Source organism: Burkholderia sp. AU4i, assembly GCF_000466765.1.
In the GTDB taxonomy this organism is placed as follows: domain Bacteria; phylum Pseudomonadota; class Gammaproteobacteria; order Burkholderiales; family Burkholderiaceae; genus Burkholderia; species Burkholderia cepacia.
Genome location: NZ_ASSI01000061.1, coordinates 1 through 13,909, shown reverse-complemented (window position 1 = coordinate 13,909; position 13,909 = coordinate 1). Strand labels below are relative to the sequence as shown.

Annotated in this window: 14 protein-coding genes; 6 read left to right on the top strand and 8 right to left on the bottom strand. The window is 67.6% G+C overall.

Annotated elements, in window-relative coordinates:
- Nucleotides 1–9 precede the first annotated feature (9 nt).
- Genes L810_RS14705 through tsaB form a run of 4 tightly spaced genes read right to left on the bottom strand, consistent with a single transcriptional unit; the run spans nucleotide 10 to nucleotide 3,257 of the window.
- Nucleotides 10–975 (bottom strand): DUF1853 family protein, encoded by a 966-nt coding sequence (locus L810_RS14705; RefSeq protein WP_021159083.1) that lies wholly within the window; start codon nucleotides 973–975, stop codon nucleotides 10–12.
- Nucleotides 972–2,006 (bottom strand): uracil-DNA glycosylase, encoded by a 1,035-nt coding sequence (locus L810_RS14700; protein ID WP_021159082.1) that lies wholly within the window; start codon nucleotides 2,004–2,006, stop codon nucleotides 972–974. Before L810_RS14700 ends, L810_RS14705 begins: the two co-directional genes overlap by 4 nt.
- Nucleotides 1,993–2,493 carry a ribosomal protein S18-alanine N-acetyltransferase gene (gene rimI / locus L810_RS14695; RefSeq protein ID WP_021159081.1) on the bottom strand — a complete coding sequence of 167 codons (501 nt, stop codon included), beginning with the start codon at nucleotides 2,491–2,493 and terminating at the stop codon, nucleotides 1,993–1,995. The genes L810_RS14700 and rimI overlap by 14 nt, the downstream gene beginning before the upstream one ends.
- A complete protein-coding gene (gene tsaB, locus L810_RS14690; RefSeq protein ID WP_042974798.1) occupies nucleotides 2,490–3,257 on the bottom strand; it encodes a tRNA (adenosine(37)-N6)-threonylcarbamoyltransferase complex dimerization subunit type 1 TsaB in 768 nt (255 codons plus the stop codon). The genes rimI and tsaB overlap by 4 nt, the downstream gene beginning before the upstream one ends.
- A 146-nt stretch (nucleotides 3,258–3,403) precedes the next feature.
- Between tsaB and L810_RS14685 the strand changes: the two genes are divergently transcribed.
- The 3 genes from L810_RS14685 to aceA all read left to right on the top strand — a co-directional run bounded on the left by L810_RS14685 (nucleotide 3,404) and on the right by aceA (nucleotide 7,298).
- Nucleotides 3,404–3,673 carry an acyl-CoA-binding protein gene (locus L810_RS14685; RefSeq protein WP_011352486.1) on the top strand — a complete coding sequence of 90 codons (270 nt, stop codon included), beginning with the start codon at nucleotides 3,404–3,406 and terminating at the stop codon, nucleotides 3,671–3,673.
- 382 nt (nucleotides 3,674–4,055) lie between these two features.
- Entirely contained in the window at nucleotides 4,056–5,597 is a 1,542-nt protein-coding gene (locus L810_RS14680; protein ID WP_021159078.1) for a DEAD/DEAH box helicase, read from the top strand.
- Nucleotides 5,598–5,990: 393 nt separating this feature from the next.
- Nucleotides 5,991–7,298, top strand: a complete 1,308-nt coding sequence (aceA, locus tag L810_RS14675) for an isocitrate lyase (RefSeq protein ID WP_021159077.1) — start codon at nucleotides 5,991–5,993, stop codon at nucleotides 7,296–7,298.
- Nucleotides 7,299–7,484: 186 nt separating this feature from the next.
- On the opposite strand, the gene L810_RS14670 is transcribed toward aceA, so the two are convergent.
- Nucleotides 7,485–7,919 (bottom strand): universal stress protein, encoded by a 435-nt coding sequence (locus L810_RS14670; protein WP_021159075.1) that lies wholly within the window; start codon nucleotides 7,917–7,919, stop codon nucleotides 7,485–7,487.
- Between the two features lie 171 nt (nucleotides 7,920–8,090).
- Nucleotides 8,091–8,996: a LysR family transcriptional regulator gene (locus tag L810_RS14665; RefSeq protein WP_021159074.1), complete on the bottom strand. Its 906-nt coding sequence runs from the start codon at nucleotides 8,994–8,996 to the stop codon at nucleotides 8,091–8,093.
- A 154-nt stretch (nucleotides 8,997–9,150) separates the two neighbouring features.
- Here L810_RS14665 and L810_RS14660 point away from each other — a divergent pair, with 154 nt between their 5' ends.
- Complete coding sequence (locus L810_RS14660) at nucleotides 9,151–9,912, top strand: haloacid dehalogenase type II (RefSeq protein WP_021159073.1); 762 nt, start codon at nucleotides 9,151–9,153, stop codon at nucleotides 9,910–9,912.
- A gap of 65 nt (nucleotides 9,913–9,977) precedes the next feature.
- On the top strand, nucleotides 9,978–11,570 hold the full coding sequence (aceB, locus tag L810_RS14655; protein WP_021159072.1) for a malate synthase A: 1,593 nt from the start codon (nucleotides 9,978–9,980) through the stop codon (nucleotides 11,568–11,570).
- Between the two features lie 127 nt (nucleotides 11,571–11,697).
- Here aceB and L810_RS14650 read toward each other — a convergent pair whose 3' ends face one another.
- The gene (locus L810_RS14650; protein ID WP_021159071.1) at nucleotides 11,698–12,111 is read right to left on the bottom strand and encodes a gamma-glutamylcyclotransferase family protein; all 414 of its coding nucleotides are present in this window, start codon (nucleotides 12,109–12,111) and stop codon (nucleotides 11,698–11,700) included.
- A 277-nt stretch (nucleotides 12,112–12,388) separates the two neighbouring features.
- On the opposite strand from L810_RS14650, the gene L810_RS14645 reads away from it, so the two are divergent.
- Nucleotides 12,389–13,264, top strand: coding sequence for an AraC family transcriptional regulator (locus L810_RS14645; protein WP_042974819.1), 876 nt, complete (start codon nucleotides 12,389–12,391; stop codon nucleotides 13,262–13,264).
- Between the two features lie 26 nt (nucleotides 13,265–13,290).
- Here the strand turns inward: L810_RS14645 and L810_RS14640 are convergent, their stop codons facing one another.
- Entirely contained in the window at nucleotides 13,291–13,755 is a 465-nt protein-coding gene (locus L810_RS14640; RefSeq protein ID WP_021159069.1) for a GNAT family N-acetyltransferase, read from the bottom strand.
- Between the last annotated feature and the right edge of the window lie 154 nt (nucleotides 13,756–13,909).

Genomic DNA, 13,909 nt, shown 5'->3' with positions numbered 1-13,909 from the left:
GACGCGGCGTCAGTGATCCTGCGCCGCAAACGCCTGCGCGCGCACCGGCCAGTCGTCCGGCACGACGAAGCCGCGCGCCCGTTCGCGCCAGGTGCCGTCACCGTCCTGTTCATGCATGCCGATCAGCGCGGGGGCCTCGCGCGTCGTCAACACGGGCGGCAGCTCCAGAGCGGCCGCCAGCGGTTCCGGCTCGAATCCGGTATCGGCGGCGGCACGTCGCGGCGCGAGCCACGCGAGCCTCGGCAACACACTCCATGCGGCGCCGGCGGGCTGCGCGGCCGCCCACGCCGGCCACTGCGCGTGCGTCAGCCAGAATCCGCGCGGGTGATCCGGCGCGATTTCGGCGGACACCGACGGCAACGGCGCGCCGTGCGGATAGAACAACCAGCCCTTGATGAACATCTGTGCGTCGGACGGTGCGCCATAGCCGAGCCGCGCGAACCCGTCGTGTTCGCCGAGGCGCAACTGGTGATCGAGCAGCCGGCTGCGCTTGCGGTCGAACCGGTCGACGAGATTGGGGCCGACGAAGTCGGCAAGCGATGCACCGTCGCGTACCGGCGCGCACAAATAGCACTTCACCGCGAGCTCCCAATGCAGGCGCTGACCGCCCGGCGCGTCGACGAGAAAATCGACTTCGCCGAGCGTCTTGCCGTTGCTGCGCAGCGGCAGATTGGCCGCGACGAGCCGCAGCGACGGGCCGTGCGTCAGGAAATACTCGAGCAGGCATTCCGCGTAGCGGCCGAGCCGGGTGGGCCGGAACCCGTCGAGCGCGCGATGCAGCGGCCCGGGCTGCGCATCGAGCGCGGCGAGCCATGCGTGGACGGCCGACTGCCCGGCCGCATCCGGCCACGGGCGCGCAAGCGGCGCTCCCGGTACCGCAGTGAGGAGGCTCGGGCTGGCAAGCAACCAGCCCAGATCGCGAACCGCGGCGTCATGCAGCGTGTCGACGAGTGCGCACGCCGCGCCCGTCGTCATTGCCCGGCCGGCCCGTTCACGTCGGCGCCTTCCGCGCGCCGGAACGTGTCGCGTGCGAGGCACAGGTCGGCCCATGCCTTCGACTTGTCCTGCAGGCTGCGCAACAGGTATGCCGGGTGGTAGGTCACGATCACCGGCACGCCCTCGTACGCATGCACGCGGCCGCGCAGCGACGCGATGCTCGCATCCGTCTTCAGCAGGGTCTGCGCGGCGAAACGGCCGAGCGCGACGATCAGCTTCGGCTTCACGAGCGCGACCTGACGCTGCAGATAAGGCTCGCAGCGAGCGACCTCGTCCGGCTCCGGGTTGCGGTTGCCGGGCGGCCGGCACTTGATCACGTTCGCGATGTACACGTTGTCGCCGCGCTGGAGCGACAGCGACTGCAGCATGTTGTCGAGCAGCTTGCCGGCCTGGCCGACGAACGGCTCGCCCTGCTTGTCCTCGTTCTCGCCCGGCGCTTCGCCGATCAGCATCCAGTCCGCTTCGCGGTCGCCGACCCCGAACACGGTGTTGGTCCGCTTCTCGCACAACCGGCAGAGCGTGCAGTCGGCCACGCGCGCGGCCAGCGCGTCCCAGTCGAGTGTCGCAACCGGGGTTTCGGCGCGTCGCAATGGGGCCGGCGGCGCGGGATCGCCCGGCGGCGCCGCATCGAACCACGCAAAATCGTCGGCTCCGGCAGGCGGCGCATCGTCCATCGGCGGCATCGTGTCGGTCGATGCGACCGGCGCGGCGCGTGCGGGCACGCGATCGTCGTCGACGCGGTGCGCCGGGGCGGCAGGCTCGCGAACCGGCGGAACATCGACGCTCCGCGCCACTGCCGGCGTCGCCTCGTCTTGCGCCGGCGTGCGCGCGGTGCGCGCAGGTCGCTCGGTCGCAACGACGGCAGGTGCGGCGTTCGCCGCCCCCGTTTGCGCCGCGGCGGGCGCTTCGACTGCCGCGCCCGCGTCCGCGCGTTCATTCGCGCCCTGCCCGCGCCGCACCCAGATCTGCGCGAGACCCATTTCCTCGAGCGCCGCTTCAGCCCATGCCATGCGCGTCCCCTTCATCCTTGTTCAGCGTCAGACGCATCACGATCGCGTCTTCCCGGCTGTGGTGCTTCGCCGGGTAGTAATTCTTGCGCCGGCCGATCGTCACGAAGCCGAAGCGCTCGTACAGATGGATCGCGCGCGGATTGGACGGCCGCACCTCGAGCAGCACGCCGTCGAGCCGCTCCGCACGCGAAATGCGCACGGCCTCGCGCAGCAGCGCGAGGCCCGCACCCGCGCGCTGCGCGGCCGGCGCGACGCACAGGTTCAGCAGGTGCATCTCGTCGACCACCGGCATCAGCACGCAATAGCCAACGAGCGAACCCGTCACGTGCCGCAGGCACACGCCCAGGTAGCCGTTGCGCAACGAATCCTCGAAGTTGCCGCGGCTCCACGGGAACTCGTACGCGACGTGCTCGATCGCGACGACCTCGTCGAGATCGGCATCCGTCATCGGCGCCAGGTAGCGGTCGCTCAGCAGTACGCCCGTCATCCCTTCGCTCCGCCTGCCTGAGCGGCGCGTGCCGCGACGCGCTCGGCGGTCGTCTGTGCCACCTTGTCGCGCACGTATTCCGGTGCGGCCTGGTCGGCCGGCACCGCACGGCCGGCACGGAACGCGCGCAGCGCGGCATGGGCGACCGCCAGCGCGTGCGGCATCGCGTCGCCGTCGATCACGGCCGCGTGCGCCGCGGCCGGCAACTGCGCGCCGAACGCGGCGGCCGCGTTGCCCGCGAGCGTGAACGGCGTATCGGGCACGCCGACCGCACCCGGCACATCGAGCGAAGCCGGATGCAGCGTGAGCCAGTCGCCGGCGCTTTCGTCCCACGCGAAGTCCGCCCAGTAGGCTTCGTCCATCCGCGCATCCAGCGCGGCGAGGACACGGGTCGTACCGGGGGCGCGCAGCCGTGCGTGCTCGGCACACGCGAGCAGCGTGCCGATCGGCACGACCGGCAGCCCGCGCCCGAACGCGAGCCCCTGGGTGATGCCCGTCGCGGTGCGCAGGCCCGTGAACGACCCGGGGCCCGCGCCGAACGCGATCGCGTCGCAATCGGCGAGCGTCAGCCCCGATTCGGCGAAGAGTTCCTGGATTGCCGGCAGCACGCGCGTGCTCGACACGGCGCCCGTCAGTTCGTGGCGGACCCAGGTTTGCGGGATGGAAACGGCGTCATCGGCGTGGGCCGAGCGCAGCAGCGCGACCGAGCAGTATTCGGTCGACGTATCGATGGCGAGGAGCACTGTTTGCGTCATGGGCGACATTGTAATGCGGCACCCCGCTCCCACGGGCGATCGGCCCGATCCGTGCGCACGCGCACGCCCGGCGGCGGTTTGGAAGGATCGCTCGACCCCGCGCGGCGGTCCGCTTGTTAAGATCGCCCGACCTGAAACCCTTACGGAGACACCCGATGAGCGAACTCACCGCCCAATTCGACCAGGCCCAGATCGACGTCAAGCAACTGACGGAACGGCCGGGCAACCTGACCCTGCTGCGCCTGTACGCGCTCTTCAAGCAGGCGACCGACGGCGACGCCCATGGCGACAAGCCGGGCTTCACCGACATCGTCGGCAAATACAAGTACGACGCATGGGATGCGCTGAAGGGCACGTCGCAGGATGCGGCAAAGCAGCAGTACATCGAACTCGTCGAATCGCTGAAGAACGGCACGGCATCCTGACCGAATAGCCTCCGGCCGTCCCCGGCCGCCCCCCCGGTTGCAATAGGCAATCAAATCAGTGGCGCAGCGCAGCAAATCTCTTTATAATGCTGGCTGCGTCATCTCCGCGCTCGGCTCGCAAGCCGTTCCGGCCCGACGCCTCGTAGCGTTAAGCTCCAATCCGGTTTAGAACCTGTCCCCTCCTGCTTCGACCTTCGCGGTCGTCACTTATCAGGCTGGCGGCCCCGCTCCTGCAGCGCGCCGCACCCAAAACAGCTTCTAATGCCTCATCCGCCGACGGTTCGGCGGATTGCACCCGTTTCCCGATTTGCTCGCTGAATCCGACGACTTGGGTATGCGCGATTGGCGCCGACGTTTCACCCACTGTGTTTCAAGGATTGTTATGACTTCGAGCATCAACTCCAGCCCGCTCAACGCGATCGCCGACCAGGCGCTCGGTCTCGACGACGCCGCCGCACCGGCCGCGGTCGAACCGGCGTCGGACGAGCCGAGCTTCGCGTCGCTCGGGTTGTCGCCGGAGATCGTCTCCGCGCTGCAGGCCGCCGGCTATGTGAAGCCGACGCCGGTCCAGCAGCGCGCGATTCCGGCCGGCATCGCCGGCCGTGACCTGCTGGTCTCGAGCCCGACCGGTTCGGGCAAGACCGCTGCATTCATGCTGCCCGCGATCGAACGTTTCGCGCAGCTCCAGAAGGCACAGGCGCAGCAACCGCGCGCGCCGCGTGAACCGAACCAGGGCGACCGCCGTGCGCGCCGCCCGCAACCCGTCGCGCGCCCGGGCCTGCTCGTGCTGACGCCGACCCGCGAACTCGCGATGCAGGTCACCACCGCCGCGTCGACCTACGGCAAGCACCTGAAGCGCCTGCGCACGGTCAGCATCCTCGGCGGCGTCGCCTACGGCCAGCAGCTGATGCTGCTCGCGAAGAACCCCGAAATCCTGGTCGCCACGCCGGGCCGTCTGCTCGATCACCTCGAACGCGGCCGTATCGACCTGTCCGAGCTGAAGATGCTCGTGCTCGACGAAGCCGACCGCATGCTCGACATGGGCTTCATCGACGACATCGAAACGATCGTCGCCGCGACGCCCGCGACGCGCCAGACGATGCTGTTCTCGGCCACGCTCGACGGCAAGATCGGTTCGCTGACGAGCCGCCTGCTGAAGGATCCCGAGCGTATCGAGATCCAGCAGCGCCTCGAGTCGCGCGCAAACATCGCACAGACCGTGCATTACGTCGACGACCGCGACCACAAGGATCGCCTGCTCGATCACCTGCTGCGCGACGACGCGCTCGACCAGGCGATCATCTTCACGGCGACCAAGATCGATGCCGACCAGCTCGCCGGCCGTCTCGCCGACGCAGGCTTCGAATCGGCCGCGCTGCACGGCGACCTGCCGCAGGGCGCGCGTAACCGCACGATCCGTGCGCTGCGCGAGCGCCGTGTGCGCGTGCTGGTCGCGACCGACGTCGCGGCGCGCGGCATCGACATCCCGGGCATCACGCACGTGTTCAACTACGACCTGCCGAAGTTCGCGGAAGACTACGTGCACCGTATCGGCCGTACGGGCCGTGCGGGCCGTTCGGGCACCGCGGTGAGCCTCGTGCACCACGCCGAACAGGGCGCGCTCAAGCGCATCGAACGCTTCGTGCGCTCGCCGCTGCCGGTCAACGTGATCGAAGGTTTCGAGCCGCGCAAGGCACCCCCGCGCAACGGCGGCACCGGCGGCCGCGGCCGTCCGGGCGGCGGTAACGGCGGCGGTCGACGTTTCGGCGGCAAGCCGGGTGGCGGTCATGGCGGCAACGGCCGCAGCTACGGCGGCGGCAATGGCGGCGGCTGGAGCGGCAAGCCGGGCGGCAGCCGTGACGGCGGCCCGCGCCGCGACGGTCAACGCAGCGGCGGCCCGCGTCGCAGCAACTCCGCGTCGTAAGCACGCACGGGCGGCCACCGGCCGCCCCACGGATGGCACTGCCCATTCAGCCAACCGGCGCATCTGCGCCGGTTTTTTTTCGCCCCGCCCCACATTTCACGATGCGGAAAATTTTTTTGTGTCGTAAAAAATCATGCTGCGTGGCACAACCCGAGCGATTGCAGGATGGGAAAGAGCGTTTCTTATCTCGAAATCACAACTTCAAGCCATTGATTAAAAACAACTAAAAATTTGACTGCCGCCCCACAAAGCCCCCTGTCCCGCCCCGGTCGATTTGCCTAGACTCTTATACAAGACCTCACGAACCGGAACACAACGCTCCCGCCTTCGAGAACAGCCTCACCATCGTCAGATTCAACCCATCAGGCATCGCACCGCATCAAGGAGCTCATCATGTCGCGTCAGCAACAGGCACAGGAACTGCAAAAGCAATGGGAAACCGATCCGCGCTGGAAAGGCATCAAGCGCAGCTATTCGGCTGAGGACGTGGTCCGCCTGCGCGGTTCGGTGCCGATCGAGCACACGCTCGCCAGGCGCGGCGCGGAAAAGCTGTGGAGCCTCGTCAACAACGAGCCGTTCGTCAACGCACTCGGCGCGCTGACCGGCAACCAGGCGATGCAGCAGGTGAAGGCCGGCCTGAAGGCCATCTACCTGTCCGGCTGGCAAGTGGCCGGCGACGCGAACGTCGCGGGCGAAATGTACCCGGACCAGTCGCTGTACCCGGCAAACTCGGTGCCGCTCGTCGTGAAGCGCATCAACAACACGCTGACGCGCGCCGACCAGATCCAGTGGTCGGAAGGCAAGAATCCGGGCGACGAAGGTTATGTCGACTTCTTCGCACCGATCGTCGCCGACGCGGAAGCCGGTTTCGGCGGCGTGCTGAACGCGTTCGAGCTGATGAAGGCGATGATCGAAGCCGGCGCCTCGGGCGTCCACTTCGAGGACCAGCTCGCGTCGGTGAAGAAGTGCGGCCACATGGGTGGCAAGGTACTCGTGCCGACCCGCGAAGCCGTCGCGAAGCTGTCGGCAGCGCGCCTCGCGGCCGACGTGATGGGCACACCGACCGTGCTGGTCGCCCGCACCGACGCGGAAGCCGCCGACCTGATCACGTCCGACGTCGACGACAACGACAAGCCGTTCCTCACGGGCGAGCGCACGGTGGAAGGCTTCTTCCGCACGAAGCCGGGCATCGGGCAGGCGATCTCGCGCGGTCTTGCCTACGCGCCGTACGCCGACCTCGTCTGGTGCGAAACCGGCAAGCCGGATCTCGAGTACGCGAAGAAGTTCGCGGAAGCGATCCACAAGCAGTTCCCGGGCAAGCTGCTGTCGTACAACTGCTCGCCGTCGTTCAACTGGAAGAAGAACCTCGACGACGCGACGATCGCGAAGTTCCAGAAGGAACTCGGCGCGATGGGCTACAAGTTCCAGTTCATCACGCTGGCCGGCTTCCATGCGCTGAACTACTCGATGTTCAACCTCGCGCACGGCTATGCCCGCACACAGATGAGCGCCTTCGTCGAACTGCAGCAGGCCGAGTTCGCGGCCGCGGAAAAGGGCTTCACGGCCGTCAAGCACCAGCGCGAAGTCGGCACCGGCTACTTCGACGCCGTGACGCAGACGGTCGAACGCGAAGCGTCGACGACCGCACTGCACGGCTCGACCGAGGACGAGCAGTTCTTCGACGGCAAGAAGGTCGCGTAACACGCGCCAGGCGTGTCATGCCGATGCCCCCGTCTCGCGACGGCACGGCATCGGCCACCGAACAAAAATCAGGGAGGAGACGGCAGGCGCGCGATACCGATCGCGCGACCGGCCGCGCGGCCTGCGTGCCGCCAGCAACGACGCGCGCCGGCTTCGTCCGGCGCGCCCTTTTTCCAGGGCACGGCCCTACCGATAGACGATCACCGGAATTTTCGTATGGGTCAGCACGCGCTGCGTCTCGCTGCCGATCAGCAAGCTGCCGAGCCCGCGGCGTCCGTGGGACGCCATGAAGATCACGTCGCAGCCGCCGCGTTCTGCCGCCTCGATGATGCCGAGATACGGCGACGGATGGACGCTCGTCCAGGTGTCGCAGTCGACGCCGGCCGCCTTCGCGGCCGATTCGACCTCGCCGAGATGCGTGCGCGCCTCGCGCTCGCTGCGCGCCCGGAAATCGGCGGGCGGCTCGATGATCACTTCGGAAAACGGCGAGTACGGATACTGCGGCAGGCACGCGTACGCCGTGACGCGCGCACCGACCGCCCGGGCCAGGTCGATCGCGCCGTCGATCGCCTTCTGCGACAGTTCGGAACCGTCGGTTGGAACGAGGATGTGCCGGAACATCGCGCCCTCCTTCGTCAAGTACACGCCGCAAGCCGCGATCCCATCCGGGGCGGCCGTGACGCGTCGGACATGCCTCCTACGAGTGTAGTGCGCGAAACCGCCCAACCGGCCCCGGCAACGGGTTCGCCCTCATATCGGAAACACGCGGGCGAACGCGACCGGCTCCCGCTGCTACTCGCCCCAATATCCGGGCCGCTCGTAAGTGTGCTTCAGGTAGTCGAGAAACAGCCGCACACGCAGCGGCAGGTGCCGGCGTTGCGGGAACACCGCGTGGATGCCGATCGGCGGGGCGGCAAATGCGTCGAGCACGCTGACGAGCCGGCCGGCCGCGATGTCCTCGCCGACCTCCCACCACGAGCGCCACGCCAGGCCATGTCCGGCGAGGCACCATTCGTGCAGCACCGCGCCGTCCGAGCATTCCATCGTGCCGTTCACGCGGATCGACACGACCTTGCCGTCCTCCTGGAACGCCCAGCCGCGCTGCTGGTTCGCGTTTGCCGCAAGCGCGAGGCAGTTGTGCCGCGCCAGTTCCGCGAGCGTCGCGGGCGTGCCGCGCCGTACGAGGTACGCGGGAGCCGCGACGCACACGCGGCGGTTCTCGCCGAGCTTCAGCGACACGAGCGACGAATCGGGCAGCTCGCCGAGCCGCACCGCGCAATCGAACCCCTCGTTGACGAGGTCGACCATGCGGTCGGACAGGTCGAGCGTGACCGAGACGTCGGGATGCCCGACGCTGAATTCGGGCACGAGCGGCGCGACGTGCCGCCGGCCGAAGCCCGCCGGCGCGGAAATACGCAGGTGGCCGCTCGCCTTGACGCCGCCGGCAGACACGCTCGCCTCGGCGTTCTGCATGTCGTTGATGATCCGCTGGCAATCCTCGAGAAACGCCGAGCCCTCGAACGTCAGCGTGAGCTTGCGCGTCGTGCGCACCAGCAGCTTGACGCCGAGCCGCTCCTCGAGCGCGTCGAGGCGTCGGCCGATGATCGCCGGGGCGACGCCTTCCGCATGCGCAGCCGCCGACAGGCTGCCCTTCGCCGCGACCGCAGCGAACGTTTCGATCTGCTTGAACCGGTCCATGACTCGCCGGGGCGGTGCCGCCGCCCTTCAAATAGCTTAAACGGCTCAAGATTAGGTATATGAAAGTAAAAGATCAAGTGATGAATAGCGTCTTTTTTAGCGCATACGATCACGAATAGAATTCACTCGACCTCTGAAACCGGAGCGCAAGGCTATGTCGGCCACAACGACACTCTCCTCTCCCGACGCAATCCTCTTCGACGCATTCGGCACGTTGTTCGACGTGCGCGCGGTGCTGGCCGCGGCAGAGCAGATGTTTCCGGGTCACGGGGAACGGTTGTCGCAGCTGTGGCGACGCAAGCAAATCGAATACTCGCAACTGCGCACGCTCGCCGATCCGGCCGGCGCCCGCTATCGCCCGTTCCGGGACATCACGCTCGATGCGCTGCGGTTCGCCGCGCGCCGGCTCGGGCTCGCGCTGAACAGCGCGGCCGAGAAGCGACTGATGGACGAGTACGCGTGCCTGTCCACCTATCCCGATACGGTGCCCGCGCTGCGCAAGCTGCGCGCGCTCGACCCGCGCCCGCCGCTCGCGATCCTGTCGAACGGCACGCCACAGATGCTCGACATCGCGATCAAGAGCGCCGGCATGTCCGGGCTGTTCGATCGCGTGCTGTCGGCCGACACCGTGCGCGCGTACAAGCCGAGTCCGGCGGCCTATGCGCTCGGCACCGCCGCGTTCGGACCGAACCGGCGCGGCATCGTGTTCGTGTCGTCGAACGCGTGGGACGTCGCCGGCGCCGTCTGGTTCGGCTACACCACGTTCTGGCTCAACCGCACGGGCGCGCCCGCCGAAGAACTCGGCGCGCCGCCGGACGGTACGGGCACCGGCATGGCCGACCTGCTCGCATTCCTCGCCACCCCGGCTCCGTCCGGCAGACCCGCAAACCGCACGCGCCCCGGCCCGGGTGCATGACGATTGCAGCTGCCGCCTCCCCCCTTTACCGAAACCGCAACTGACCGACCAAGGAGATGAGACTCATGAGCACCCCGATCACGCTGCCGCAAGGCATGGCGATCACCGGCGAAATCAAGCCGGGTTACGAAGCAATCCTGACGCCCGACGCGCTCGCACTCGTCGCGGCGCTGCACCGCACGTTCGAACCGCGCCGCCAGGCGCTGCTGCAGGCGCGCGTCGAGCGCACGAAACGCCTCGACGCGGGCGAGCGCCCCGACTTCCTGGCCGAAACGAAGGCGATCCGCGAAGGCGACTGGAAGGTCGCGCCGCTGCCGGCCGACCTGCAATGCCGCCGCGTCGAGATCACGGGCCCCGTCGAGCGCAAGATGATCATCAACGCGCTGAACTCGGGCGCCGACTCGTACATGACGGACTTCGAGGATTCGAACGCGCCGAGCTGGACGAACCAGATCGACGGCCAGATCAACCTGAAGGACGCGGTGCGCCGGACGATCTCGCTCGAGCAGAACGGCAAGTCCTACCAGTTGAACGACAAGGTCGCGACGCTGATCGTGCGTCCGCGCGGCTGGCACCTCGACGAGAAGCACGTGACGGTCGACGGCCAGCGCGTGTCCGGCGGCATCTTCGATTTCGCGCTGTTCCTGTTCCACAACGCGAAGGAACTGCTGGCGCGCGGCTCGGGCCCGTACTTCTACCTGCCGAAGATGGAAAGCCATCTCGAGGCACGGCTGTGGAACGACATCTTCGTCGCGGCGCAGGAAGCCGTCGGCGTGCCGCGCGGCACGATCCGCGCGACGGTGCTGATCGAGACGATCCTCGCCGCGTTCGAGATGGACGAGATCCTGTATGAACTGCGCGAACACAGCTCGGGTCTGAACGCGGGCCGCTGGGACTACATCTTCTCGGCGATCAAGAAGTTCAAGAACGACCGCGACTTCTGCCTGGCCGAGCGTTCGAAGATCACGATGACGGTGCCGTTCATGCGCGCGTACGCGCTGCTCCTGCTGAAGACCTGTCACAAGCGCAACGCGCCGGCGATCGGCGGGATGAGCGCGCTGATCCCGATCAAGAACGATCCGGAAGCGAACGACAAGGCCATGGGCGGCGTGCGTTCGGACAAGCAGCGCGACGCGACCGACGGCTACGACGGCGGCTGGGTCGCGCACCCGGGCCTCGTGCCGATCGCGATGGAAGAGTTCGTCAAGGTGCTCGGCGACAAGCCGAACCAGATCGCGAAGCAGCGCGACGACGTGCAGGTCGAAGGCAGGAACCTGCTCGACTTCCAGCCTGAAACGCCGATCACCGAAGCCGGCCTGCGCAACAACATCAACGTCGGCATCCATTACCTCGGCGCCTGGCTCGACGGCAACGGCTGCGTACCGATCCACAACCTGATGGAAGATGCGGCCACGGCCGAGATTTCCCGTTCGCAGGTGTGGCAATGGATCCGCTCGCCGAAGGGCGTGCTCGACGACGGCCGCAAGGTCACGGCCGAGCTCGTGCGGGAATTCTCGAAGGCCGAACTCGACAACGTGAAGCGCTCGGTCGGCGGCAACACGCAGCCGTACGAGCGCGCCGCCGCGATCTTCGAGCAGATGTCGACGTCGGAAGGCTTCACCGAATTCCTGACGCTGCCGCTGTACGAGGAAATCTGACGAAGCCGCCCGTCCCGATCGGGGCCGCCCTTGCGTCGGCGCCGGTCGCACGCGAATGACGGCACAAACGAAAGCGCCCCTCCGGGCGCTTTTTCCTTTGCGGTCGAAGCGGCTGCCGCGCGGCCGGTCAGACGGCTTCCCGCTCGCGCCGGTGCTGAACCCAGTCGCCCGACGCAATGCGCGGACGCCCGGCGGTCGCGTGCGCGGCGACCGGATAGTAAAGGCACGCGTACTGCCGGCCGCCGAGTTCGACGGTCACGTCGTCCGGCTTGAACAGCGAGTCGACACCCGGATAGACGCGCTCGATCTCGTCGAGCACGGGAACAAGCAGGTCGTCGATTTCGTAGACGTCGCCCCAGACCAGCGACTTGCCGGCCGACCCGGCAACCATCCCCGGATACGTGCCGAAATCGTACAGCTCTCCCGGCAGCGCGGCGGCGCCGAGCAGCGTCGGCGCGGCAATTCCGTGCCTGGCGGCCGCGTGGCCGATGTCGTTGGCCTCCCCGTTTCTCAAGGTGCCGTAGACGAATACGTAACGCATCGTGGTTCTCCTCTTTGATTCGTGTGTTGCCCTGTTCACGGGCGATTCATGCGCGATCCGTGCGCAATTCCTGCGCAATCCCCCGCGCATCGATAGACCACGATATCGGCCCGATGGTTCGAACGCGCAAGCGCCTCTCGTCGCGGGCGGCCCTGAAATCGCCGGGCCACACACAACATTCATTTGAGCGCGGGATGATCGCCCGACAAACCGTCACATGCGCTTTCGCGGCGCCTTCTACAATAACGGCATCGCCGCAGCGTTGCCCGAATCGTTCATGAATCCGCCCGCCCAAGCCGACGTACCGAACCTGTACGTCATCGACATTCCGCCCGAATTCGCGCCGACCGCCGTCCATCCGATGCGCGTGCGCGCACGGCAGCTCGACGCCGGACGCCGCATCCCGCTGCATACGCATGCATGGGCACAGCTCGCGTACGCATCGCGCGGCGTGCTGCGCGTCGCGACGACCGGCACGACATGGATGGTGCCGCCGTCCCGTGCGATCTGGGTACCGCCGCATGTGACGCACGAGGTCGTGATCGTCGAAGAGGCGTTCTTGCGCACGCTGTACATCGACGAGTCGATCGTGCCGGAAGGGCTTGACTCGTGCCGTGTGGTCGAAGTGACGGGGCTCCTGCGCGAACTGATCGTCGCGCTCGACGCGCGCGACCTGAGCACCGCGCGCGAGCGCCTGCTGTGCGGGCTCGTGCTCGACGAGCTGAGTCGCGCCGAACCGCTGCCGCTCGCGGTACCGATGCCCGACGAAAAACGGCTGCGCATGCTGTGCGAGTCGGTACTCGCGCATCCGGCGCATGCGGAATCGCTCGAGCACTGGGCAAGCGAGGTCGGCGCGAGCACGCGCACGATTTCGCGGCTCTTCAAGCAGGAACTGGGCGTGAGTTTTTCGCAGTGGCGCCAGCAGGCACTGCTGGCACGGGCCATTCCACTGCTGAACCAGGGGCGCCCGCTGTCGCATATCGCGCGCGAGCTCGGCTACCAGAGCCAGAGCGCCTTTTCGGCGATGTTCCGGCGCGCATTCGGCGAAAGCCCGCGCGCATTCATGCTGCGCGGCTACGAACACCGCGGCCCGGAAGGCAGCCTCGCGGACGACGAAACCCCGGACGACGACGCCATCGGCGCTGTCCGCTGAACGCGTCGTTCGGGGCCATCAGCGCGTCAGACCGGCCGCACCATGTGGCGGATCGAGCCAAGTTGCGCGAGCCGCGACCCGGCAACCCGATAGCCCATGCGCAAATAAAGACGCGCGGCAGGATTGTCGACGAACACGCGCAATTGCAGTTCGTGCAGCCCCCGCGCACGCGCCCAGCGGTGCGACATGTCGAGCATGTAGGTGCCGGCGCCCTGCCCGCGATGACCGGCCGCGATCTGTACGTCGCGGATGTGCAGCGAATCGCCCTCCTCGGTCACGCGCAGCACGCCGATGCGTTCGCCGTCGGCCTCGAGGATGAAGTTCTCGGATTCGCGCCAGCTCGCGTAGAACAGGTCGCTGCGCCAGACGAGCCCATGGCGCTTGTAATAGCCGCCCATGTTGCCGTGCGTCAGCGCTTCGGCAAACGGAAAATCGCCGGCCTCCGCGGGCCGGAGCTGATACAGGAGTCGCAGGTCGGTCGGATCGAGCATCGCGCAGGGGTCAAGAACGCATCCCGCCACGATAGCGCAGTCGCGTGCGGATGCAATCGCGGATTTCTCGTAGCGGCTCGACGCGTGATGACCGGTGGTTACGTGCCGCCTGAGGACGCAACGGGAAATGCGAAATGAAAAAGCCCGCACGAGG